We start from the raw sequence: 24,067 nt of genomic DNA, 5'->3' as shown, positions 1-24,067 counted from the left end.
AGCATGACGTCAAGGTTTTGCCGGAAATACATGTGCCATACGACGGAGAGGCCGGGGCCTGGTCACAGGGGGTGCGCGGGGGGCGTGGCGTTGCCGTGCGGGGGCAGGTCCTGCTCCTTGACCGCCAGTTCGGCATGGACGTCCGAGGGGTTCTCGCCGGGGCGGACCGTCGCGCCGTTCCGGCGGAGGGCCATGAGGGCCGCGTGGTTGTCGGTCCTGGTGTCAGCGACCAGTGCGCGCGCTCCGCTTTCGCCGGCTTCGGCGAGGAGCCGGCGGAGGGCGGCGGTGCCGAGTCCCTGGCCGCGTCGTGAACGGGCGAGCCACATGCCGGTTTCGAGGACTTCGCCGGAGGTGTCGGCGTCACGGACCGCGAGGCGCGCCGAGCCCACGATCGTCCCCTCGCAGGCGATCGCGTACGTGCGCTCCCCGAGGGGGCCGTCGAGTCCGGGGCGGCGGGCGCGGTGCCAGGCGCGGAAGGCCTCGCGGCGTTCCGGCGTCCACCCGGGCGGGCCCGGGACGGGCGGCATGACCTCGCCGGGGTCCGCGTCGTCGACGGCCACGGCGAGGAGTCGTTCGAGGTTGTCCTCGTCCAGGTGCCACAGTTCCACCGGGGCCACCATCGCGTGTCTCCGTTCTCCCCAGGAAAATCCCGTGACGCGCACATTCAAAGCTTGAACTGGTGTGCGCATCAGGAATGTTGGGACGTAGGTTGTGCGGTGAAACAGTTCACGCCTCGGTTGGAAGACGGACGGTAACCATGACGGACGAAGCGGCGACCACCGGACCTGCGGCACAAGAGAAGATCGACACTTCGGTCCCGCACTCGGCCCGGATCTGGAACTACTGGCTCGGCGGCAAGGACAACTACCCCGTCGACGAGGAGGCGGGCGACGCGTACAGCGCCCTCTTCCCCGGCATCACCACCATCGCCCGCAGCAGTCGCGCCTTCCTCCGCCGCAACATCACGTACCTGGTCGGCGAGGCGGGCATCCGCCAGTTCCTCGACATCGGGACCGGCCTGCCGACCGTGGACAACACGCACGAGGTCGCCCAGCGCCTCGCCCCCGAGACCAAGATCGTGTACGTCGACCACGACCCGCTGGTCCTCGCGCACGCCCGCGCGCTGCTCACCTCCACGCCCGAGGGAGCGACCGCCTACGTCGACGCCAACCTGTCCGACCCGGACCGCATCCTGGCGGCGGCCGCCGAGACGCTGGACTTCAGCCGTCCCACGGCTCTGATCCTCAGCAACATCCTGGGCCACATGGGTGACTACGAGGAGGCGCGGGCGATCGTCAAGCGCCTGCTGGACGGGTTGCCCTCGGGCAGCTACCTGTCCATCAACGACGGGTCACGCGGTATCGACGCGGGCTTCGAGCACGCCCAGGACGGCTACAACAGCTCCGGCGCCGTCCCGTACTTCCTGCGTCCCGTCGACCAGATCACGGCGTTCTTCGACGGCCTCGAACTCCTGGAACCCGGCGTCGTCTCGGTGCCGTTCTGGCGCCCCGACGCCACGTCCCCCGCCCCGGAACTCATCGCGGAACACGGCGGCCTCGCCCGCAAGCCCTGATCCGCAGGATCGCGGCCGGCCGGGCGTGCGGGGGTGCCTCCAGGAGAATCCGGGGGGCCGCGCGTGTCCGGTCACGTGGCCTGCGGTCACCGCAGGCCACGCACCGTCACCGCAGGACACGCACCGGCCACCGCAGGCCGCGTGCGCCGTCCGGTCAGTGGGCCGCTTCGTCGTTCCGCGCCTGACCCACGCCGAGCCGGCGTCTGCCGGATGCGGACACGTCCGGCGCGTCCGCGGCTTCGGTACCGGCCTCGGCGCCGGTGTCGGGGAACTGCTCCGCGGCGCCCGCGCGTTCCGCGGCCGTGCGGCCTCGTACGGCGCGCGAAGGCTCGGTCGGCTCGGAGGGCTCGTCGGGGCTGGGGCCGGTGCCCAGGGGGCGGCGGGATTGACTCACGCCGGAAAGTGTCGCAGGTCGCCCGTGCCCGCCCAACCTGCCCCGGGCCGAGTGCCCTCAGGGCAGCGGTGACGGTCTGCGTGGCGGCGGGACCCGAGGCAGCAGTTCCCAGAGCGGGCGCGATCCCGCCGCCCATGTGGCGAGGGTCCGGCGGTCGACCAGGTGCATGTCCAACTGCCGTGCCAGGGTGGGGCACTTGGCGGAGAACCTGCCGTTGGTCACGACGACCACGACGTCCGCGCGGTGCAGGGGCCGCGCCGTGCCGTTGACACGCTGGAGGTCGGGCGTGCCCACGGCCGCGCCGCGATCGCCGTCCCTGCGGTGCTTGCACTGGATGACCCAGCGCCGGCCGGCGGGATCGGTCGCGAGTACGTCCACGCCGTTGTCGCCCGCGCCGCCGACCTGCCGCGCGTCCCCACAGCCGTCGCGAAGCATCAGATCGCGTACCGCGAACTCGAACTCACGGTGATGGAGCGAGTCGAGACGGGGCAGTTCGTACCGAAGACCTTGCATGCGAAGACGCTCCGCGCGGGCCCGTTCGGCTCTGCGGTACAGCCATGCGGCGCCGCCCGCGACCGCGACGGCGGCGGCCACGACGAGCACCCACCAGTTGGCCAGCAGCCATCGGACCGTCGCCACGGCCAGTGTCCCCGCGGCGACGGCGGCGACGGCGTACACGCCGGTGAAGTTCTGCCCCGCCCTCGCCGAGGAGCGCCGGCGCCGCCCGGACACCGCCCACCCCCGGCGGCGCACCCTTTTCCCCACCCCGACCAACACCGCCCCCTACGTCAGCCACGTCCCCCGAGACGAACCACCCTCGCACCCGCCGCCCGCAGGGTGTGAGGCCAGAACCACTCAATCCGGCGTCAAGGGTGGCGCGGTGAGGGTGTGTCACGTGAGAGGGAGGGGCCGCCGGATGGCGTAAGGGCGATGGCGAGGTGCGCACCGTGCCCCTACGTTTCCGCCATGACGCGATTTGTGGGCTTTTACGCCTGTATTACCAAGACAGTTGTCGCCTCCTTCGCGGGTGCGGCGCTCGCGGTCGGGTCGCCCGCCGGCGCGGCGGTCGGAGCGGTCGGGGCGCCGCCGCGCGCCGAAGGGCCCAACAGTCAGATCCAGACCGCGCCGGGCACGTCCGCCGCACCGGACGTGTCGGCGCTCTCGTGGACGGTGACCGACGTCGGCACCGGCAACCTGCTCGCCGCCAAGGCCCCGCACCTTCACCTGCCGCCCGCCAGCACCCTCAAGACCCTGTTCGCCGTGGCTCTGCTCCCCCAGCTGCCCGCCACCGCCGTGCACACCGCCGTCACCGCCGACCTCGACGCCGTGGAGCCGGGCAGCAGCCTGGTCGGGGTGCGCGAGGGGACCAGCTACACCGTTGGAGACCTGTGGCGGGGTGTCTTCCTCAGCTCCGGCAACGACGCGGTGCACACCCTCGCCAGGCTGAACGGTGGCCTGCAGCGCACCCTCGCGCAGATGCAGGCCACCGCGAAGCGGCTCGGTGCCCGCGACACCCAGGTGCGCTCCCCCGACGGCTTCGACACCCCGGGGCAGTACTCCTCCGCGTACGACCTGTCCCTCATCGCGCGCGCGGGCCTGCGGAACTCGGACTTCCGCCGCTACTGCGGCACGAAGTGGGCGCAGTTCCCGGCCGCGGGCGGACCCGACTCCTTCGGGATCCAGAACACCAACCGTCTCCTGGTCGGATCCCACGGGGTGGAGCCCTATCCGGGGATGATCGGTGTGAAGAACGGCTACACCTCCGAGGCCGGCAACACACTCGTCGCCGCCGCGACCCACAATGACAGGACGATCCTGGTCACCATCATGAATCCGCAGGAGGGGTCGTCCAACGCGGTCTACGACGAGAGCCGCGAGCTCCTGGACTGGGGGTTCACAGAGGCTCCCCACGCCGTCACGGCCGGAATCGTCAACGGGGCGGCCTCGCACGGCGCGCCCCGTGACCCGCACCCGGCCCGGCACGCAGCCACCGCCCTGCACGCTTCGACCGCGTCCGGTCATGCGTCGTCCGATCTCACCCGGCATCTGGGAACGGCCGCCGCCCTCCTCGCCCTCGCCGCGCTGCCCTTCGCCGTCAGGACCGCCCGCCGCAGGCGCAGGGGTTCCGCCGGGTGAGCGCCGCACACCGGGCACCCGCCCGTGCGGACCCGCCCCGCAGGACAGGCGACCGTCGGCGAATCCGCGCAGAATGAGGAGGTGGCCACGCCCGGCGCAGCCGTGGACGCGGCGCGCCCCAGAGGTACCGAGGGTGCGGCCAGGAGGGTTTCATGGATCGCCTCTTCGAACCGGGCGGCGGGCCCGGCACAGAGAGTCATTCCGCGGCCGCCGCCCACGTCGCCCTGGCGGTCAACGGCATGGGCACGTTCTCCTGGGACGTGGCCAGCGGTGTGATGCAGTACGACGCCGGCGGCCTGGCCGTGATGGGGTTCCGGCCCGGCGAGTTCGACGGCCGTCTGGCCACGCTGGGTGAGCGCATGGTGCCCAGCGAGCTGCCGGCCGTCGGGAAGCTCGTGGACCGCGCGCTGCGGGAGCGCTCCGGCTTCAGCCTCTACTTCCGGGTGCGGCACAGCGACGGGCGGCTGCAGTGGACCCATACGCAGGGCCATATCGTCCGCGACGAGCAGAACCGTCCGGTGCGGGTCATCGGCATCATCCGTGACGCGAGCCAGGAACTGCGCGCGGTGGACGAGACCGAGCAGCTGCGCCAGTCCCTGGAGGACAGCCACCGGCCGTCCGACATCGTCGTCCACGTGAGCGACGCGCTGGTGCCGACCGTCACCGTGGAAGACGTCGCCGACGCCCTCACCGACTCCCGTCTCCTCGAACGCATCGGCGCGTCCAGCATCATCCTCGGGATGATCGACAACGGCCGCATGGAACTGGTGGGCTCGAACGGCGTCCACGAAACCCTGATCCAGGACTTCCACCTGTCCCGGCTGTCCGAGCCGCTGCCCCTCACCGAGGCGGTCCGCACCCGCGAGCCGGTGTTCGTCACCAACCGCCTCCAGTTCGTCACGCGCTACCCGGCGCTCGCGCCGTACCTGTCGAAGTTCCCGGAGGCCGCGGCCGCCGTGTACCTGCCGCTCATCGCCCAGGACACCCCGATCGGCGCCGTCGGGCTCACCTACGAGGGCCGGGCGAGCTTCCCGCCCGACGAGCGGGCCGTCCTGACGGCCCTCGGCAAGGTCATCGCGCAGGCCCTCCAGCGGGCACTGCTCTACGACCAGGAGCACGAGCTCGCCGCGGGACTGCAGACGGCGATGCTCCCCGGGATCCTGCCGCACGTGCCCGGCCTGCATCTCGCGACGCGTTACCGGCCCACGCGGGCCCGGGGCGGGATCGGCGGCGACTGGTACGACGCCCTGACACTGCCGGACGGCCGGATCGCCGTCGTCGTGGGCGACGTGCAGGGCCACGACGTGACGGCCGCCGCCGTGATGGGACAGCTGCGCATCGCCCTGCGCGCGTACGCGGCCGAGGGACACCCGCCGTCCACGGCCATGGCGCGGGCCTCCGCGTTCCTGGCCGAGCTCGACACCGACCGCTTCGCCACATGCCTCCTCGCCCTCATCGACCCGCTCACCGGCCTGACGTCGATCGTGCGCGCCGGTCATCCGGAACCCGTGCTGCGCTGCCTGGACGGACGCTGCGTCTGGCTGGACACGCCCGGTGGCCTGCCCCTGGGTCTGACCGCGCCCGGCGGCCAGGCCGCGTACCCCGTCTTCGAGACGGTCCTCGAACCGGGTTCGACGCTTGTCCTGTGCACGGACGGGCTCATCGAGGCGCGGGCCCAGGACCTCGACGAGGGGCGTGCGCGGCTGCTCGACGCGCTGGCGGCCGGACCCGGCCCGCCGGACGAGCTGGCCGACCATCTGCTGGACGTCATGGCGGCCTACACCGGCGAGGAGGACGACGTGGCCCTTCTCGTGCTGCGGCGCGGCCGGGGCAAGGCCGCCCCGGCCCCGCGGATGGAGGCCGTCATCTCCCCCACCGACCCCGACGCCCTGCGCAACGCCCGGAACGCGCTGCGCGAGGCACTGCAGAGCTGGTCCCTCGAAGCCCTCGGTGACACGGCGGAGCTGCTGGCCTGCGAACTGGCCACCAACGCCCTGCTGCACACCGACGGCAGCGCCACCCTGACGGCCCGGCCGGTCCGGCACAGCGGCCGGGGCGTGCGCCTGGCCGTCAGTGACACCTCGACCGCGTCGCCCCGCCGCCGGGCCGCGACGGAGCAGAGCACGTCGGGGCGCGGTGTGATGCTGATCGAGGAACTCGCCACCGCCTGGGGCGTGGAGCCGCGGGGCAACGGCAAGACGGTGTGGTGCGAGCTGTCCCTCGACCTGCTCCAGTGACCGGCGGGGACGGCCCGCACCTCGGCTCCGGCTTCCACCGGGACTCAGGCTTCCACCGGGCTCTGTGTCCGGTCCGCCTCCGTCCCGTCCGGGGTCTCCCCCATGCTGAGCTCGGGGGTGGGCCGGCTGAAGCCTCGGGTGAGCCACAGCAGATGGGCGAACCCGGCGGCGAGCCAGCACAGTCCGATGGTGAGGGCGACGACGCTTAGCTGGGTCATCAGGTAGACGGTCACGCAGGCGCCGAGTGCGGGGGCGACGACGTAACCAAGGACCTTGGTGACGCCGGCGCGGCGGTTGCGTACGAAGTGGACGACGACGCCGACGTTGACCGCGGTGAAGGCCAGGAACGCCCCGAAGTTGATGAACGACGTCGCGGTGGCGAGGGAGATGTCGAGGCCCAGCAGGCACATCGCACCGGTGAGCAGGAGGCACAGCACCGGGGTCTTCGTCCTCGGGTGGAGCGTCCCGAAGAACCGCTGGGGCAGTACGCCGTCGCGGCCCATGGTGTACAGCAGGCGGCTGGAGCTGAGCTGCACGGCGAGGCCCGAGGCGAAGCCGCCGACGATGCCCGCCATGTTCGTCCAGTCGGCGAACGTCTGGCCGCCGATCTCGATGGACATCGTGTATGCGACGGTCTCCGGGTCGTCGAACAGGCCTCCCGGGTGCACGAGTTGCATGATGTAGGCCACGGCGGCGAAGAGGAGTCCGCCGGTCGCGATGACGAGGACGACGGCGCGGGGGATGGTGCGCCGCGCGTCGCGGGTCTCTTCGGAGAGCGTGGTCACCGCGTCGAACCCGAGGTAGGAGTAGGCGGCGATGGCCGCGGCGGCGGAGATGCCGCCGAGGCTGCTGCCGCTGTTCCACAGTGGCCTCGTGTAGGACGTCGGCGCGTGGTGTCCGAGGTGGACGAGACAGTAGGCGACGAAGAGCAGCACGATGAACACGGCCAGGCCGGTCAGGAGTTTGTTGACGCGGTCGGTCAGGGTGAGCCCGATGATGTTGACGAGTGTGGTCAGTCCGGCGTTGAGGAGCATCCACACCCACACGGGGACGGCGGGGAACTGCGCGTTCAGGTAGATCGACTGGACGAGCCAGGCGACCATCGGCAGGAACAGGTAGTCCAGGAGCACCGCCCAGCCGACGAGGAAACCGACCGGTGAGCCGAGCAGTTTCCTGGTGTAGACGTACGCCGAGCCGGAGGTCGGGTAGTGGCGGGCCATCTTCGCGTAACTGAGCGCGGTGAGGAACATGGCGCCGGTGGCGACGAGGAACGCGGTCGGCGCGGTGCCCCCGCTGGCCGCGGAGATCACGCCGAAGATCACCATCACCAGGCTCGGTGCCATGTAGGCGAGGCCGAAGGTGACCACGGACGTCAGGGAGAGCTTCGGGGTGAGGCTCACGGTCGTCTCACTCATCGCCGGACTCCTCGGCGGGACGCTCGAAGACGACGGGTGCGGTGGGGCGCAGGGCGTCCGGAGTCTCGCGGGAGATGGCCGGACGCCAGGTCGCGGGGTCGATGCGGCCGTTGTAGAGCGGCAGTTCCAGCGGGGTGTCACCGGCGGTGAAGTGGTCCCAGGGCCAGGAGTCGCCGCTGGTGCCGAACTTGCGTGCCGCCGCGACGCGGTCGAAGTCGACGACGGTGGTGAGCGTGACGTCCTCCATGCCCGCGGCGGCGACCTGGATGTGGCCCTCGGGGTCCACGAGGATGCTGCGGCCGTGTGCCGTCGGGCCGGCTCCGTTCACGCTGGCAACCCAGACCTGGTTGACGATCGCGTTCGCCTGGTTGACCGGGATCTCCTGGGCGCGGCCGGCGGTCGGCGTCTGGACCACGTTGATCACCAGTTCCGCGCCCATCCAGGCGAGGTGCCGGGTCAGCTCCGGGTACCAGCTGTCGTAGCAGATCGAGAGTCCGGCGCGGCCGTAGCCGGGCATGTCGAAGACGACGAAGTCGCGGCCCACGCACACCGGCTCGTAGGGCCGCCAGGTGAAGATCTTCCGGTAGCTCGCGACGAGTTCGCCGTCCGGGTTGTAGACCACCGCGGTGTTGTAGACGCTGCCGTCCGCGTCGCGTTCGAGGACGGTGCCGGGTACGAGCCAGATCCCCAGTTCGCGCGCGAGGGCGCCAAGCGCCTTGCCGCGCGGTCCGTCCAGGGGTTCCGCGTGGGCTTCGTAGATCTCCTCCTCGGTCAGGGACTCGATGCCCAGCGAGTACAGATGTGCCTCGGGGTAGACGACGAGGTCCGCCGCGTTGGGCGACTTCATGCGCGTCCGCAGGCCCTCGGCGAACTGCTCGAAGGTTTCCGCTGGTGCCTGGACGAGGGCGAGACGTAGGTGCCGGCTCATGAGGGTGGGTTCCTGACTCTGGTGGACGGACCGGCGGTGCACGGGTGCCGGCCGATCGGTGTGACGGGGACACCGAACCCGACGTTCAACACTGATGTCAACGGTGTTGTCATTTCTGCTGCCGGAAATTGGTAAAGTCCTGCCATGGCGAAGAACACCGCGACCGCGTCCCGGGCCCAGCGGTCCACAGGTGACGCCACCCGGCAGCCGACGAGGCGGGAGCGCAGGACCCTGCGGCAGGAGGCCGCGGTGAACGCCGCGTTCACGCTGGCCGAGCGTGAAGGGGTCGCGGGCCTGACGATGCGCAGGCTCGGCCAGGAACTGAACGTCGACGCGGCCGTCCTCTACCGCCTCTTCCGCGACAAGGACGAGCTGCTGCTCGCCGTGTGCGAGCGCACCATCGAGACCATCGTCACCGAGGTCGGCGAGGTGCCCGGCGACGAGTCGTGGCAGGACACGCTGCGCCGGATCGCCGAGGCCACCTGGCAGGTCCAGACGCGCTTCCCGGCGATCACCACGCTGACCTTCGCCCGCACCACCGGTGGCCCCTTCGAGGCCCGCCTGGTCGAGCTCCAGCTCGCCACGCTCGCCCGCTCGGGGCTCGCCCCTGACCAGGCCGTCCTCTACTACCGGACCTTCGTCGACACGTCCCTGGGGCTCTGCGCTCACTCGGCCGCGCTGAGCTCGCTCGACCCCGAGGTCCAGGAGAAGGACGCCACCGCCTGGACCCGGATCTACGCCCATCTCCCGGCGGACGAGTACCCGGCCACCCGGGCGCACATCGACCACCTCGGCTCCGTCAGCCGGAAGCTGCTGTACGACACCACGATGGAAGCCGTGATCTCCGCGATCGAACGGGCCGCGGCCGCCGCCTGACGTGGGGTCAGGGGACCTGCGGCCGACGTCTGACGTGGGGTCAGGACCCGCGGACCTCTAACTTCTAACCTCTAACGAAGCGTGATGTACGGCTCGAACGCGTCGAGCAGCAGCTCACGCATCCGTGCCGCGTCCATGTCCCCGGTCCCGGCGAGGACCTGGATCGCGAGGCCGTCGACCATGCTGGTGAACCGGCCGGCCATGGCCTCCGCGTCCGCGCCCTCGGCCATGCCCTCCCGCTGGCAGGTCCGCAGCAGGTCGACGACGATCTGCCGCCAGCGGGCGTAGACGCTCCGCTGCCCCTCCCGCAGGGTCGGGTCGAGGACGGCCTCGTTCCACGACTGCACCCAGACCGACCACTCGTCGGCGTCCTCCTCGGTGGTCGGCAGCTGCACCTCGATCAGGCGGCGCAGCTTCTCGACCGTGCTGTCGGCGGTCTTGAACTCCTCTTCCAGGCGCGTGTGGAAGCGTTCCGCGTAGAAGACGAGGGCGGAGCGCAGGGCGTCGTCCTTCGTCGGGAAGTGGTAGTGGACGGTGCCGGTGCTGGTGCCGCAGGCGCGGGCGATGTCGGACACGCGCACCTTGTGGAAGCCTCGGCGGGCGATGAGCCGGGCGGTGGCCTCCAGGATCTGGGCGCGGCGGAGGTCGGCGTCCACGGCGTCGGCGCGGCGGCGCACGGCCTGCCCGCCCCCCGTGCCGCCGCGGGCGACGGGGGCCTTCCCTTCGCCGGTGCGCAGGTAGCGCTGCGACACCCGGCCCACCTGCGCGATGGCGGCGACCTCGTGGTCCCGCAGGCGCCGGTTGCCGCGCAACGCCTTGGACAGCGCGGTGGGATCCATGCCCACGCGGTCGGCGAACTCCCGCTGGCTGATGGGCGCCGAAAGGACCACGAGGCGCGCCCGGTCCGCCAGGGTCGCGGTGTCGCCCGCGCCGTCCTCTCCCCCGCCTTGGATCGACGTCATGCGCTGGGTCCGTTCAGCCTTCCGGTTGCGATGAGAGTGCGGCGGCCACTTCACCTGCCGCTCGCCGGCCCGACGAGATGGCGCCGTCGATGTAGCCGTTCCACACAGTAGCCGTCTCCGTTCCGGCCCAGTGCACGGCCTGAGTGGGTTCCCGCCAGCCGCGCCGCCCATATCCCGTCCAGCCGCCGGGAGTTACGTACGCCTCGTAGCCGCCCCGCGCGAAGGGGTCCTGCGACCAGGTCTTCTCCGTGTAGTCGAGCGGGTGGGCGGCGCGTTCGCCGACGACGGACGTGAAGCTCGTCAGCACGGCCTCACGGCGCCGTGCGTCGTCCAGTTCGCACCAGCCGGAGACCCGGTCGCCGTACACGAACCCGACGAGCACACCGTGCGAGGCGTCGTGCGGGGAGTTGTCGAACACGACGCCCACGGGGCCGTCGTCGTAGAGGGTGGCGACGCCGGAGAGGCCCGCGTCCCGCCAGAACGGGGTGTCGTAGACCGCGTGGACCTTGGCGACGCGGCCCATCGGGCTGTGGGACAGCCAGCCCTCCCTGCTGACGGGCAGTCCGGGGCTGAAGCGGACGGTCCGGACTGCCTGCGGCGGGAGCGCGACGATCGCGCGGCGGGCCTCGAAGACGGTGGACGCGGTGTGGACGCGGACGCTGTCCTCGTCGTACTCGATCGACAGGGCCGCTGTGTCGAGGCGGACGCGGTCGCCGAGCAGGTCCGCGACGGCACGCGCCGGACCGGCCGCACCGGCGGTGAACCGGCTGTCCTGGGCGCAGCCCCGGGTCTCCATGAGCTGTTCGTAGCCGCCGGCCGCGGCGATGTAGAACAGCACGTGGAACAGGGAGATCTCGTACGGCTCCGCGCACCACAGGCCCTGGACGGAGAGGGCGAGGCGGCGCCGGGCGTCCACGTCGCCGGTCTGCGCACGGAAGAACGACTCGGCGGTCTGGGCGTCCCACTCCGCGAACCGGGGGGTGCGCCAGGGGTGGGTGGTGTCCACGGTCCGGGCGAGTTCGTCGAGGAGGCCGGCCACGCGGTGGTACTCCGCGATGCCGGGGCCGTCGGCGGGGGCCGCGCCGACGTAGGGGACGGTGGTGCCGTCGCGCCACACCTCCACGTGCTTGCCGGTCTCCCAGGTGGGGAAGGTGGCGCAGCCGAAGCGGTCCGCGAGGGCGCGCAGGTGTGTCTGGGTCGGGCCGACCCACTGTCCGCCGTGATCGAGGGTCACGCCCGCGGGCGAGATCTCGGTGAGGACGCGGCCGCCCACCCGGTCGGCGGCCTCGATGAGCGTGAAGTCGATCCCGCTGTCGTGGAGTTGGAGTGCGGCGGCCAGGCCCGCGTAGCCGCCGCCCACGATGACGACCTCGGATTCGACCAGGTCCATTTCGGTCTGTTCCCACATGGCCGCAGAGCATGTCGCAAGACTGACCGGTGAGTCAATCCTTGCGATGAGTCGGTCCGGAAACCTTGACAGGGTCCCCCGGGTCAGCATCATTGACCCACGAATCAATCTTGCGATCCGCCACCCACCCCGGACAGGGGGTCCGACCATGGCAACGTCCCCGGACACCACCCCAGACATCGCACCAGACACCGCACCGGACAGCGCGCAGGGCAAGGGCCTGCGGACCGGCGCACTCGGCATGACCACCAGCCTGATCCTCTCGGTGGCGTCAGCCGCCCCCGCCTACAGCCTCGCCGCGACGCTCGCGTTCATCGTGGCCTTCGTCGGGTTCCAGGCACCCTCGATCGTCCTGCTCGCGTTCGTCCCGATCCTCTTCGTCTCCTTCGGCTACGCCGCACTCAACCGCCAGGAACCGGACTGCGGAACCATCTTCACCTGGGCCAGCCGTGTGCTCGGCCCGCGCGTCGGCTTCATGGGCGGCTGGGCGATCATCACCTCGTTCATCCTGGTGATGGCGAGCCTGGCCCAGGTCGCCGGGCAGTACGTGTTCATCCTCTTCGGCGCGAAGGGCATCGGGTCCGACCCGGCCAGCCCCTGGGTCCTCCTGGTGGGACTCGGCTGGATCGCGCTCATGACGGCCGTCTGCTACCGCGGTATCGAAGTGGCGGCGGCCGTCCAACGCGCCCTGCTCTTCCTCGAGTTCGCGATGCTCGCAGTCTTCTCGGTGGTCGCCCTCGTGCGCGTCTACACCGGGCACGCGGGTCCCGGCGCCCGGCATCCGCACCTGTCGTGGCTCAACCCCTTCGAGATCTCCTCACCCAGCGCCTTCGTCAGCGGCCTGGTCCTGATGCTGTTCATCTACTGGGGCTGGGAGACCGCGCTCACCGTCAACGAGGAGACCACCGACCGGCACCGCACGCCCGGCGTCGCCGCCATCGCCTCCACGGTGATGCTGCTCGTGCTCTACCTGGTCGCGACCGTGGCGACCCTGTCCTTCGCCGGCATCGGCACAACCGGCGACGGGCTCGGCAACCCCGACAACTTCGGTGACGTCTTCTCCGCCATCGGCAGGTCCGTCTTCGGCGACAGCGGCCTCGGCTCCTTCCTGTGGCACCTGCTCGTCCTGATGGTGCTGTCCTCCGCCGCCGCGTCCACCGAGACGACGGTCCTGTCCCTGGGCCGCACGCTCCTGGCGATGGGCGGCCGGGGAGCCGCGCCCCGCGTCTTCGCGAAGGTCCATCCCCGTTACTCCATCCCGCAGGTCAGCACCATCGCCACCGGAGTCGCGGGGGCGGTCGCCTACGTCGTCATGAACTTCCTGAGCCACGGCCAGGTCATCGGCGACGCGGTGTCCTCCTGCGGACTCATGATCGCGTTCTACTACGGGCTCACCGGCATCACCTCGGCCTGGGCCTACCGCGCCCAGTGGCGCCGCAGCGCCGCCGACTTCTGGCTGCGCGTCACCCTGCCCGCGATCGGCGGCCTCGTGCTCGTCGCCGCCGGCCTGTGGAGCCTCAGGAACGACTGGGACCCGGCCAACAGCTACACGTCCTGGACGCTTCCGTTCGCCCCGCACTGGCATGTCGGCGGCGTCTTCGTGATCGGGGTGGGCACCCTCGCCCTCGGCTACGTGCTGATGCTGGCCTACGCCCGGCGCGCACCGCGGTTCTTCACCGGTGCACCGCAGGAACCCGTCACCGAGCCCGCGCCGCCGCACCAGCCCATTCCGCAGTGACCCTCCTGGAGTCCGCCATGCACTACCCCGTACGTGACGCGCTCGGCCTCTCCCCCGAGCAGCACGACTTCATCCGGCTCGCCCGCGACTTCGCGGCCGCCGAGATCCGGCCGCGCGCCCGCGCCGTCGACGACGCCCAGACCGAGTCACCGCTCGACCTGTGGGACAAGGCCGCCAGGACGGGCCTGGCCGCCTTCATGATCCCGGCGGAGTTCGGCGGCGGCGGAGTCACCGACATGGTCACGCAGGTCCTCGTGCAGCAGGAGCTGTGCCACGGCGACATCGGCATCGGGAACCTGCTGACATCCAGCGGCTTCTTCGCCGACCCCGTGCTCGCACTCGGCACGCGGGAACAGAAGGAGCGGTGGCTGCGGCCTCTCACCACCGACGCTCCCCCGCTGACCGCGCTCGCCGTCACCGAGCCCGACCATGGCTCTGACGCCGCCGGCATCCGCACCCGGGCCGTGCGCGACGGCGACCACTATGTGCTCACCGGCCAGAAGGCCTGGATCTCCAACGCCCCTTACGCGCAGCGGTTCGTCGTCTTCGCGACGGTCGACCCGGCGCTCCGCTCGCGCGGCGTGACGGCCTTCGTCATCGACCGGGACACACCGGGACTGACCGTGGGCAGGCCGATGCGCAAGATGGGGCAGCGCGCCATCGTGAACGCCGAGGTGTTCCTCGACCACGTCCGCGTGCCCGTCGCCGACCGGCTCGGCGCGGAGGGCCAGGGTTTCTCGGGCCTGATGCGGACCTTCGACGCCTCCCGGATCCTGATCGGCGCGTCCTGCGCGGGCCTGTGCCGGGCCGCCCTGGACCTGGCCGTCGAGTACGCCCGCGAACGCGTGCAGTTCGGCGTGCCGATCATCGAGCACCAGGCCGTCGCGTTCCGGCTCGCCGACATGGCGACCCGGGCCGACACCGCCCACCTGGTGACGATGCGCGCGGCGCGCCTCTTCGACCAGGGCGAGAAGGTCACCGCGGAGTCCGCGATGGCCAAGCTGACCGGCTCGGAGAACGCCATGTTCAACACCTGGGCCGCCGTGCAGACGCTGGGCGGCTGGGGCTACTCGCAGGAGTTCCTCGCCGAGAAGTGGATGCGGGACGCGAAGCTGGAGGAGATCGAGGAGGGCACCTCGGACATCCAGCGACTCGTCATCTCCCGGGCGCTCGCCAAGTCATGACGACACTCGACGTCTTCCGCACCCCGGGCTCGGTGGCTGTCGTCGGCGCCACCGAAAACCCGGCCAAGTGGGGTCACTGGCTCGCCCGTGGCGCCGTCGCGGGCGAGCACCGGCGCCGCGTGCACCTGGTCAACAAGCGGGGCGGCCAGGTCCTGGGCCGCCCCGCCCACCCCGGCCTCGACGCGCTGCCCGAGGTCCCCGACCTGGTCGCCTTCGCCGTCCCCGCGCCGGCTCTCGCCGCCGATGTCGCCCGGGCCGTCGCGCTCGGTGTGCCCGGTCTGCTCGCGATCACCGCGGGCGTCGAGGACGAGGCGGCGATCGCCGACATGATCGCGGCGAGCCGGACCCGCCTGGTCGGGCCGAACTGCCTCGGGCTCTACGACGCGCCGGGCGAACTGGAGCTGGCCTGGGGCCGGTTCACTCCGGGCGCCCTCGCCATCGTCTCGCAGAGCGGTCAACTGGGCCTGGAACTGGCCGGGATGGCCGCGGATGCCGGGATCGGTGTCTCCAGGTTCGTGTCCGTCGGCAGCCAGCTCGACGTGTGCGCCGCCGAACTGCTCGCCGACCTGGCCGGGCACGAGGCCACCCGCGTCGTCGCCCTCTACCTGGAGAGCTTCGGCGACGGCGAACGGCTGCTCGACGCCCTGGACCTGCTGCGGGCGGCGGGCAAGCCGGTGCTGCTGCTGACGGTCGGGGCCAGCGGGGCGGCGCGCCGGGCGGCCCGTTCGCACACCGGGTCCATGACGTCCGCGCTCGACGTCGTGGACGCGGCCTGCCGCACGGTCGGCGCCGTACGCGTCGACACCCCGGCCCAACTGGTCGACGCTGCACAGGTGTTGGCCCGCAGCGCTCCCGTGCGGGGGAGCCGCGTCGCGATCGTGGCCGACAGCGGCGGTCAGGGCGCCGTCGCCGCCGACACCGCGGCCCGGCTCGGCCTGAGCGTCACGGAGTTCCCGCCGGAGGTCCGACGGGAACTGTCGAAGCTCCTTCCCGCGCACGCCGCGGTGGCCAACCCGGTCGACCTCGCCGGCGCGGGCGAGGAGGACATCACCACGTACGCCTCGACTCCGGCGGTCCTCGCGGACCACGAGGTCGCCGACGCCGTCGTGCTCAGTGGGTACTTCGGCAGCTACGGCCGCGACATCCCCGAGCACCAGGCGGCCGAGTCCGAGGTCGCGCGGGCCATCGGCGCGACGGCCACGGCGCACGCCACGCCGGTCGTCGTCCACTCGATGGCCCAACACACGGAAACCATCAGGCAGTTGAGGTTTTCGGGGGTACCGACATTCTCCGACATCGAGTCGGCGCTGCGAGCCGTGACAACAGCGCGCCGTTTCGGCCAGACACCTCTCCCGAGGGCTCGGCGGCAGCCCGCACCAAAAGGGCTCGTTCCGCCGCGCGAGCCGGGGTCGGGGTACCGGGCCGCCCGGCGGCTGCTGGCCGACGCGGGTGTCCCGTTCCCGCCCGCGGCCGAGATCGCGCCGGGCACCCTCGATCCCCGCGGGGCGCTGCGGTCCCTGTCGGCTCCGGTCGTGCTCAAGGCCGACTGGCTTGAGCACAAGTCGGAGCAAGGCGGCGTCGTCACGGGGATCCAGGACCCCGCCGCGCTCGTCGCCGCCTACGACGACATGGTCGCGCGGCTCGGGCCGCACCGGTACGTGGTCGAGGAGATGGACCGGCGTGCCGACGTCGTCGAGATGATCGTCGGCGCGCGGCGCGACCCGTCGTTCGGGCCGGTCGTCATGGTGGGCGCCGGCGGGGTCCAGGCCGAACTCACCCAGGACCTCGCGCTCGCCCTGACGCCCTGTTCCCCTTCCACCGCACACGAGTTGATCCGGCGGCTCCGGTCCTGGCCGTTGCTCGACGGCTGGCGCGGCAGCCGGCCGGTCGACGTCGACGCGCTGGCCGCCGTCGTCGTCGCCGTCTCCGAGGTGATCGCCGGCCGCGGCGACATCGCCGAGATCGAGATCAACCCGGTTCGCGTCTCGCCGGAAGGAGCCCTCGCGGTCGACGCCCTCGTCATCCCGGCACCGCTGGACAAGGCTGGCTGATTCCGGCACCCCGGCACCCCCCGTTCACAAACTCGACGCCGTAGAGGTCTAGCCGTAGACCATTAACTGCCGCCACTCTTGCGCCCGTTGTGTTCGGGTCGTACGCGTGAGACGAGGGTGAAACGATGACACCGATCAGCCGCAGAGGCTTTGTCGCGCTGGGCGCCGGAATCGCGGCGGGGGCCGCGCTGCCCGCCACCAGAGCGAGCGCGGCCACCACCGGCACCATCAAGGACGTCAAGCACGTGGTGATCCTCATGCAGGAGAACCGCAGCTTCGACCACTACTTCGGGCGCCTCAAGGGCGTCCGCGGGTTCGGCGACCGCAGCGGCATCACGCTCTCCGGCGGGCAGCCCGTCTTCAACCAGCCGAACGGCACCGGCCGCCAGTACCCCTGGAAATTCAGCTCCACCCCGCCGGCCGGCGGCGTCGACGGCGAGACGCTCGCCCAGTGCAACGGCGACCTGCCGCACAGCTGGTCCTCCCAGCACTCCGCGTGGAACAAGGGCCGCCTCGACAACTGGGTCTCCGGCGTCGGCAACATACGCACCCTCGGCTACCTCGACCGCGACGACATACCGTTCCACTACGCGCTGGCCGACAACTACACCATCTGTGACGCCTACTTCAGCGCCACGCTCAGCGCCACCGGACCCAACCGCACGTACCTGTGGAGCGGCAAGGTCGACGGCTCCAGCTACGACGGCGGCGAGGAGTCGGGGCTGACCTGGGAGACGTACGCCGAGGCCCTTCAGCGGGCCGGCGTGAGCTGGAAGGTCTACCAGAATGCCAATGACAACTACGGCGACAACGGTCTCGCCTACTTCTCGAAGTTCACCGGCGCCAAGCCCGGCGACCCGCTCCACGACCGCGGCATGGCCTCCGTCCCGGCCGTGACCGGCTCCACGCCCGACGACATCGCGGCGGCCATCAAGGCGGACGCCCTGGCGGGCACCCTCCCCCAGGTCTCCTGGGTCGTCGCCAACCAGGCGTTCTCGGAGCACCCGTACGCCCCGCCCGGCGACGGCGCCCACTTCGTGGACCTGGTGTACCGCGCCCTGGCCGCCTCGCCGGAGGTGTTCGACTCGACCGCACTCTTCCTCAACTACGACGAGAACGACGGCTTCTTCGACCACGTCCCGCCACCGTCACCGCCCGCGGGCACGGCGGGAGAGTTCCTCAACTCGACCCCGTACGGCCTCGGCTTCCGCGTCCCGATGCTTGTCATGTCCCCGTGGACCAGGGGTGGCTGGGTGTCCTCGGAGGTCTTCGACCACACCTCCGTACTGCGGTTCCTGGAGACGTGGACGTCCGCGCTCGGCACCCCGGCGACGTGCCCGAACATCAGCGCGTGGCGCCGCAAGGTCACCGGCGACCTGACAGGAGTCTTCGACTTCACCCGCCCCGTGTACGGAATGCCGTCAGGTCTCCCCGCCACCAAGGTCATCGGGTACAGCACCTGCGGCCCGCTTCCGAACCCGGCGCCGCAGGACAACGCCCTGCCCGCCCAGGAGCCCGGCACCCGCCCCGCGCGCGCCCTGCCGTACCAGCCGAACGGCAACCTGGACCACTTCGAGTTCGGCGCCAACGGCAAGATTCTCGCCTGGTTCGCGATGGCCAACCAGGGCACCCCGGCCACCAGCGCCGCGCACCTCTCCATCCACCCGAACGCCTACCGCGACACGACACCGTGGCAGTACACGGTCGACGCGGGCGGTACGGCCACGGACTTCTTCAACATCGGTACCGGGTACGGAGCGGGCGCGTACGACATCACGATGGCCGGCCCGAACCGCTTCCTGCGCCGCTTCAAGGGGGACGCCACGAAGGCGGGCAAGGCGATCGAGGCCACCGCCCGGTACGCCGTCGAGCCCGGCACCGGCAAGCTCGCGATCTACTTCAAACTGACCAACTCCGGCTCTGCGGCAGCCCAGTTCACCATCACCTCGAACAACTACCGCACGGACGGCCCCTGGACGTACACCGTGCCCGCGGGCGGCTCGACCGAGGACTTCTTCAACGCCGTGGCCTACCAGAACGGCTGGTACGACTTCACGGTCACGTCCGGCACGGACACGACCTGGTCCCGCCGCTACACGGGCCACATCGAGACCGGCGCCGCGTCCGTCAGCGGCTGAGCCTCGCCCTCACAGGCCGGGCACCCGGTACCCGTCGAGGAACCAGAGCGCGGCCGAGTACCAGAGCACGCCGATCGTCACGAAGAGCAGACCGCCGGCCGCCGGGATCGCCCAGGCCGGGAGCCGGCGGCTGCGCACCACGAGCACCTTGGCCACGAACGCGCCGTAGAGGGCGCACCCCGTGACGGAGTGCAGCGCGGTCCGGGTCTCGCCGAGCTGCACCCCGTACGCGGTGATGCAGTGGTGGGCGATGGGGAGGGACACCAGGAACGCGACGTAGCCGACGGCCCGATGGGCGAGGGCGACCTGCCTGGGGGCCGCGCTCACGAGCGGGAGCCGTCCGTAGATCCACAGCGCGAGCAGCACCTGGACGACCGCGAGGCCCATCAGCGCGCTGCCCAGCCGGGCCTTGAGCCCGTTCGCGTCGTCGCCGCGGCGCCCGAACAGGGCCGCGGTGTAGTCAGGGGTGTGCGTCCGGCCGAAGGCGTAGAGGCCGGCGAAGACGGCGGCCACGAGCACCGCTCCGGCCAGGACCGGCAGGACCGCCCGGCCGGAGCGGGGCATCGGCGAATCGCCGCCACGACGCGTCACTGTGTCTCCCACTCCCCGGGGCGCCGGCGCGCCTCTCGTGCGGAACATCCGGCTTTCACTACGCGGTGGCCCACGGCGGAAGTCAACGTGCCTCACGGGCGCACGCCACGATCGTGGTGAGGGCCGGTCCGGATGGACCAGGGCTCGCGGGGGACGATCGGCCGAGGCGGGGGCGTGTTTGCCTCTCACCTGGGGAAGCTCACCCGATGGATCGATCGACATCTGAATCTGATCGTTTTTGACCGCTTCTCGCGAGAGGGTGTGGTCCCGAGCGGCCGCACGGCAAGATGGGCCCGTGGTAGGCAACCTCCCCGTCATGACGACCAGTTTCGTCGGCCGCGACAGCGAACTGGCCGCTGTCGGCCAGGCATTGAAAGAACACCGCCTCGTCACCCTCACCGGCAGCGGCGGTGTGGGCAAGAGCCGGCTGGCCCTGCGCGCCGCCGAAGAGGTGCGGGACGAGTACGACGACGGGGTGTGGTGGGCGGACCTGTCCCACCTCTACGACGACCGGCTGTTCACCGCCACGGTCTCCGACGCGCTTGGTCTCCTCGACCACAATCCGCGCGCTCCCATCGAGGCCCTGAGCGAGTGGCTGACCGGCCGCCGGGTCCTCCTCGTGCTCGACTGCTGCGAGCGCGTCCTGAACGCCAGCTGGGAGCTGGTCACCGAACTGCTCACCGCCGCCCCGCACCTGACCGTCCTCGCGACCAGCCGGCAGCCCCTCGCCGTCCGCGGCGAACACTGCGTCGAGGTGACGCCGCTCTCCACCGGCGACGACGAGGGCGGCGATGACGAAGCCGTACGCCTGTTCCGTGAACGATGTGCGACGGACGCGCCCGACGTCCCCCTCGACTCCCCCGAGGCCGCCGAGACGATCGCCCGCATCTGCCGCCGCCTCGAAGGCATCCCCCTCGCCGTCGAGCTCGCCTGCGCGCGGCTGCGCCAGAACAGCCTCACCGAGATCGCCGAGCGGCTGACCTCGCGCCTGGACACCCTCGTCGACGAGACCGTCGGGCCCAAACGCCACCGTGCCCTGCGCACCGCCATCGGCTGGAGCCACGAGCTCTGCGCGCCGCTGGAACGCCTCGTGTGGGCGAGGCTGGCCGTCTTCCACGGCCCCGTGGACGAGGCCGACGCCCGCTCCGTCTGCGCGGGCGGCCCCCTCCACGCCGACGAGATCCCCACGATCCTGGAGCAGCTCGCCGACCAGTCGGTCCTCCAACGGGACGGCACCCGCTACCGGATGCTCGACACCGTGCGCGAGTACGGGTTCCTCTGGCTCGAAGAACTCGGCGAGCGGCAGATCCTGACCGAGCGCCACGCCGCCCACTTCGCCGACATCGTCGAGCAGGCCGAGGCCGGCTGGCTCAGCGACCAGCAGGTCACCTGGTACACGAAAATCTCCGACAGCCACGCCGACGTACGCGCGGCACTCGACGTGCTGTTCGCGCAGGACGCCGACACCGGTGTGGAGATGGCGGGCCGCACGGGCCTGTTCTGGCCCTGCTGCGGACACCTCCACGAGTCCCGCGACTACCTGGAACGCGCACTGGCTCTCGACACCCCCGAGGGCCCGTCCCGCACGCGCGCGCTGTGGGCGCTCGGCATCACCCTCACGCTGCAGGGCGACCACCGGACCGCTCTGCGGGTCGGCGAGGAGTGCGCGCTCGCCGCGCAGCGGGACGGCACCCCCGAATCGGTACTCTTCGCGGCCCACACCCTCGGCCTCACGCACCTCATGACCGGGCACCCGCAGGACGCCTACGACGTGAGTGAGCACGCCCTCAACACCTGCGCCACCGACCCGCCGACCGGCGCCCCGCAGCTGTGCTGCATGGTGATCAGGGCCTTCGCCCTCTCGGCCCTCGGCCGTCTCGACGAGGCCCACGAGAAGGCCACAAGCCTGCGCCGCCTCAGCCACGCGTACGGCGAGCACTGGGCCCGCTCGTACGCGGACCACCAGCTCGCGTTCATAAACCTCCTCCAGGGCCGCCCCCACGAGGCCGAGATCCACGCCCGCGCCATGCTCACCAGCAAGCACAACCTCAACGACAACCTGGGCATCGCCCTCGGCCTCGACCTGCTCACGGGAGCCAACGCGGCCCAGGGCAACGGCGTCGAGGCGGCCCGCACCTCGGGCACCGGCCACGCCTACTGGCGGATGCTCGGCCACCCGAACCGCGGCACCCCGGAGCTCTCCGAGATCCGCGACCAGTGGGAGCAGCTGGCACGCAAGTCGGCCGGGGACAGCGCCTACGACACGGCGTACCACCGCGCCCTGACCGACGACGCTCAGCAGGGCCTCGCGCTCGCGCTGCAGGGACACGCCGGCCCCTGAGCCGCCTCAGGCTCGAACGGAGGCACGGTCCGCCATACGCTCACGGCGTGTTCAACATGACGGCTCTGCTCAAACGCCTGGTGATCGGCCGCGCCATGCGCAGCGAAGAGCTCCACGAGACGCTGCTCCCCAAGCGGCTCGCCCTGCCGATCTTCGCCTCCGACCCGCTCTCGTCGGTGGCGTACGCGACGCAGGAGATCCTCCTCGTGCTCACCCTCGGCGGGCTCACCTATCTGCACTTCACCCCGTGGATCGCCGCTGCGGTGGTGGCGCTGATGACGGTGGTCGTCCTCTCGTACCGGCAGGTCGTGTACGCGTATCCGAGCGGTGGCGGCTCGTACGAGGTCGCGTCGACCAACCTGGGCCCGTCGGCCGGTCTGGTGGTCGCCGCGTCGCTGCTGGTCGACTACGTGATGACGGTGGCGGTGTCCGTCGCCTCCGGTGTCGACAACGTCATCTCGGCGCTGCCGGAGCTCGCCCCGCACCGCGTCCTGATGGCCGTCGGTTTCGTCGCCGTCCTGACCGCGATCAACCTGCGGGGCGTCCGCGAGTCGGGCAGGGCCTTCGCAGCACCCACGTACCTGTTCATCGGCAGCGTGCTGATCATGGTCGTCACCGGTCTGATCCGCTACGCGTTCGGAGACGCCCCGGTCGCCGAGAGTGCCGCGTACGGCATCGCCCCCCAGCCCTCCGACGCGCATCTCGCGGGTCTTGCCCTGGTGATGCTGGTGCTGCGCGCCTTCTCCTCGGGGTGCACCGCCCTCACGGGAGTCGAGGCGATCTCCAACGGCGTGCCGGCCTTCCGTAAGCCCAAGTCGAGGAACGCCGCCGCCACGATGGCGGCCATGGGCACCATCGCGGTGGTGATGTTCGTCGGCGTGACGACGCTCGCGCTGATCTCGAAGGTGCACCTCACCGACGACGCGTGCCGGCTGACAGGGCTCGAAGCGGACTGCGGGAGCTACACGCAGCGCACGGTCATCGCGCAGGTGGCGGCCGCCGTGTTCGGCGGTGAGCACAGCATCGGGTTCTTCGTCGTCCAGGCCGCCACCGCCCTCGTCCTGATCCTGGCCGCGAACACCGCGTTCAACGGCTTCCCGATGCTGGCGTCGATCCTGTCCAGGGACCGTTATCTGCCGCACCAGCTGCACAACCGCGGGGACCGGCTCGCCTTCTCGAACGGGATCCTCGCCCTGGCCGTCGTCGCCGGCGTGCTCCTGTGGGGCTACAAGGCGAACGTCACCAGCCTCATCCACCTGTACATCCTCGGTGTGTTCACCTCGTTCACCCTGTCCCAACTGGGCATGGTCCGGCACTGGAACCAGGAGCTGCGCACCGAGCGCGACCCGGTGCTGCGCCGCCGCCACCACTCCGCCCGGGCCATCAACGCGCTCGGCGGCTGCGTCACGGGGCTCGTCCTGGTGATCGTGCTCGCCACCAAGTTCACCGAGGGCGCGTGGCTGGCCGTGCTCGCCGCGACGGTGCTGTACGTGATGATGCGCGGCATCCACCGCCACTACGACACGACGTCGGAGGAGCTCGCGGTGTCCGACCCGGCCGCCGAACTCACCTCCCCCTCAAGGGTGTTGGCGATCGTCCTGGTCGCCAGGCTGCACAAGCCGACGATGCGAGCCCTCGCTTACGCCCGGGCGGCGCACCCTGATCATCTGGAGGCGCTGAACGTCTCCGTCGACCGCGACGAGGCCGCCGACCTGCGCGAGCAATGGGACGCGTACGGGATCGACGTACCGCTCAAGGTCGTCGACTCCCCGTACCGCGAGGTGACGCGGCCCGTCGTCGAGTACGTGCGCGCCATCCGCCGCGAGAGCCCGCGCGACATCGTCGCGGTCTTCATCCCCGAGTACGTGGTCGGCCACTGGTGGGAGAACCTGCTGCACAACCAGTCCGCGCTCTGGCTGAAGAGCCGCCTTCTGTTCACGCCCGGGGTGATGGTGACCAGCGTGCCGTGGCAGCTGACGTCGTCCGCCCGCGCGAACCGTCCCGTCGGCCGCGCGCCCGGTTCCGTGCGCCGGGGCGAACCGAGGGGGCCCGCGTCCGGCGAGCGCCGATCGGGCACGAAAGGGCGTTGATTCGC

At 71.3% G+C, this 24,067-nt stretch carries 18 protein-coding genes; 10 read left to right on the top strand and 8 right to left on the bottom strand.

Annotation, left to right across the window (positions count from 1 at the left end):
- Positions 1–62: 62 nt before the first annotated feature.
- The gene (locus tag EOT10_RS28525) at positions 63–620 is read right to left on the bottom strand and encodes a GNAT family N-acetyltransferase (RefSeq protein WP_127831212.1); all 558 of its coding nucleotides are present in this window, start codon (positions 618–620) and stop codon (positions 63–65) included.
- Positions 621–757: 137 nt separating this feature from the next.
- On the opposite strand from EOT10_RS28525, the gene EOT10_RS28520 reads away from it, so the two are divergent.
- Positions 758–1,573: an SAM-dependent methyltransferase gene (locus EOT10_RS28520; protein WP_127831211.1), complete on the top strand. Its 816-nt coding sequence runs from the start codon at positions 758–760 to the stop codon at positions 1,571–1,573.
- Positions 1,574–1,727: 154 nt separating this feature from the next.
- Here EOT10_RS28520 and EOT10_RS28515 read toward each other — a convergent pair whose 3' ends face one another.
- Both EOT10_RS28515 and EOT10_RS28510 read right to left on the bottom strand, forming a co-directional pair.
- Positions 1,728–1,967 carry a hypothetical protein gene (locus tag EOT10_RS28515; protein WP_127831210.1) on the bottom strand — a complete coding sequence of 80 codons (240 nt, stop codon included), beginning with the start codon at positions 1,965–1,967 and terminating at the stop codon, positions 1,728–1,730.
- 57 nt (positions 1,968–2,024) lie between these two features.
- Positions 2,025–2,699: a restriction endonuclease gene (locus EOT10_RS28510; RefSeq protein WP_127831209.1), complete on the bottom strand. Its 675-nt coding sequence runs from the start codon at positions 2,697–2,699 to the stop codon at positions 2,025–2,027.
- 234 nt (positions 2,700–2,933) lie between these two features.
- Between EOT10_RS28510 and EOT10_RS28505 the strand changes: the two genes are divergently transcribed.
- Positions 2,934–4,103: a D-alanyl-D-alanine carboxypeptidase family protein gene (locus tag EOT10_RS28505; protein ID WP_127831208.1), complete on the top strand. Its 1,170-nt coding sequence runs from the start codon at positions 2,934–2,936 to the stop codon at positions 4,101–4,103.
- A 152-nt stretch (positions 4,104–4,255) separates the two neighbouring features.
- A complete protein-coding gene (locus tag EOT10_RS28500; protein WP_127831207.1) occupies positions 4,256–6,340 on the top strand; it encodes a SpoIIE family protein phosphatase in 2,085 nt (694 codons plus the stop codon).
- Between the two features lie 44 nt (positions 6,341–6,384).
- Here the strand turns inward: EOT10_RS28500 and EOT10_RS28495 are convergent, their stop codons facing one another.
- Both EOT10_RS28495 and EOT10_RS28490 read right to left on the bottom strand, forming a co-directional pair.
- The gene (locus EOT10_RS28495; protein WP_127831206.1) at positions 6,385–7,755 is read right to left on the bottom strand and encodes an APC family permease; all 1,371 of its coding nucleotides are present in this window, start codon (positions 7,753–7,755) and stop codon (positions 6,385–6,387) included.
- Complete coding sequence (locus tag EOT10_RS28490) at positions 7,748–8,683, bottom strand: carbon-nitrogen hydrolase family protein (protein WP_127831205.1); 936 nt, start codon at positions 8,681–8,683, stop codon at positions 7,748–7,750. Before EOT10_RS28490 ends, EOT10_RS28495 begins: the two co-directional genes overlap by 8 nt.
- Positions 8,684–8,827: 144 nt before the next feature.
- On the opposite strand from EOT10_RS28490, the gene EOT10_RS28485 reads away from it, so the two are divergent.
- Positions 8,828–9,559 carry a TetR/AcrR family transcriptional regulator gene (locus tag EOT10_RS28485; protein ID WP_127831204.1) on the top strand — a complete coding sequence of 244 codons (732 nt, stop codon included), beginning with the start codon at positions 8,828–8,830 and terminating at the stop codon, positions 9,557–9,559.
- A 71-nt stretch (positions 9,560–9,630) separates the two neighbouring features.
- On the opposite strand, the gene EOT10_RS28480 is transcribed toward EOT10_RS28485, so the two are convergent.
- Both EOT10_RS28480 and EOT10_RS28475 read right to left on the bottom strand, forming a co-directional pair.
- Complete coding sequence (locus tag EOT10_RS28480) at positions 9,631–10,521, bottom strand: TetR/AcrR family transcriptional regulator (protein ID WP_127831203.1); 891 nt, start codon at positions 10,519–10,521, stop codon at positions 9,631–9,633.
- Between the two features lie 13 nt (positions 10,522–10,534).
- Positions 10,535–11,929, bottom strand: a complete 1,395-nt coding sequence (locus EOT10_RS28475) for a flavin monoamine oxidase family protein (RefSeq protein WP_317617367.1) — start codon at positions 11,927–11,929, stop codon at positions 10,535–10,537.
- A gap of 148 nt (positions 11,930–12,077) precedes the next feature.
- Here EOT10_RS28475 and EOT10_RS28470 point away from each other — a divergent pair, with 148 nt between their 5' ends.
- The 4 genes from EOT10_RS28470 (at position 12,078) to EOT10_RS28455 (ending at position 19,040) form a co-directional block, all read left to right on the top strand.
- The gene (locus EOT10_RS28470) at positions 12,078–13,667 is read left to right on the top strand and encodes an APC family permease (RefSeq protein ID WP_127831202.1); all 1,590 of its coding nucleotides are present in this window, start codon (positions 12,078–12,080) and stop codon (positions 13,665–13,667) included.
- 17 nt (positions 13,668–13,684) lie between these two features.
- The gene (locus EOT10_RS28465; RefSeq protein WP_127831201.1) at positions 13,685–14,851 is read left to right on the top strand and encodes an acyl-CoA dehydrogenase family protein; all 1,167 of its coding nucleotides are present in this window, start codon (positions 13,685–13,687) and stop codon (positions 14,849–14,851) included.
- Complete coding sequence (locus EOT10_RS28460; protein ID WP_127831200.1) at positions 14,848–16,902, top strand: acetate--CoA ligase family protein; 2,055 nt, start codon at positions 14,848–14,850, stop codon at positions 16,900–16,902. The genes EOT10_RS28465 and EOT10_RS28460 overlap by 4 nt, the downstream gene beginning before the upstream one ends.
- Positions 16,903–17,027: 125 nt before the next feature.
- A complete protein-coding gene (locus EOT10_RS28455; protein ID WP_127831199.1) occupies positions 17,028–19,040 on the top strand; it encodes a phosphocholine-specific phospholipase C in 2,013 nt (670 codons plus the stop codon).
- A gap of 9 nt (positions 19,041–19,049) precedes the next feature.
- Here EOT10_RS28455 and EOT10_RS28450 read toward each other — a convergent pair whose 3' ends face one another.
- A complete protein-coding gene (locus EOT10_RS28450; RefSeq protein ID WP_189492186.1) occupies positions 19,050–19,604 on the bottom strand; it encodes a DUF6529 family protein in 555 nt (184 codons plus the stop codon).
- 343 nt (positions 19,605–19,947) lie between these two features.
- Between EOT10_RS28450 and EOT10_RS28445 the strand changes: the two genes are divergently transcribed.
- Together EOT10_RS28445 and EOT10_RS28440 are read left to right on the top strand one after the other, a co-directional pair.
- Positions 19,948–21,972: an ATP-binding protein gene (locus EOT10_RS28445; RefSeq protein ID WP_127831198.1), complete on the top strand. Its 2,025-nt coding sequence runs from the start codon at positions 19,948–19,950 to the stop codon at positions 21,970–21,972.
- 56 nt (positions 21,973–22,028) lie between these two features.
- The gene (locus EOT10_RS28440; RefSeq protein ID WP_223281275.1) at positions 22,029–24,062 is read left to right on the top strand and encodes an APC family permease; all 2,034 of its coding nucleotides are present in this window, start codon (positions 22,029–22,031) and stop codon (positions 24,060–24,062) included.
- Positions 24,063–24,067: the final 5 nt, after the last annotated feature.

Origin of the sequence: Streptomyces antnestii (assembly GCF_004005495.1) — a bacterium.
GTDB classification, from domain to species: Bacteria; Actinomycetota; Actinomycetes; order Streptomycetales; family Streptomycetaceae; genus Streptomyces; species Streptomyces antnestii.
Note: the sequence above shows the minus strand (reverse complement) of the source record. Positions and strands in the feature narration are given on the sequence as shown.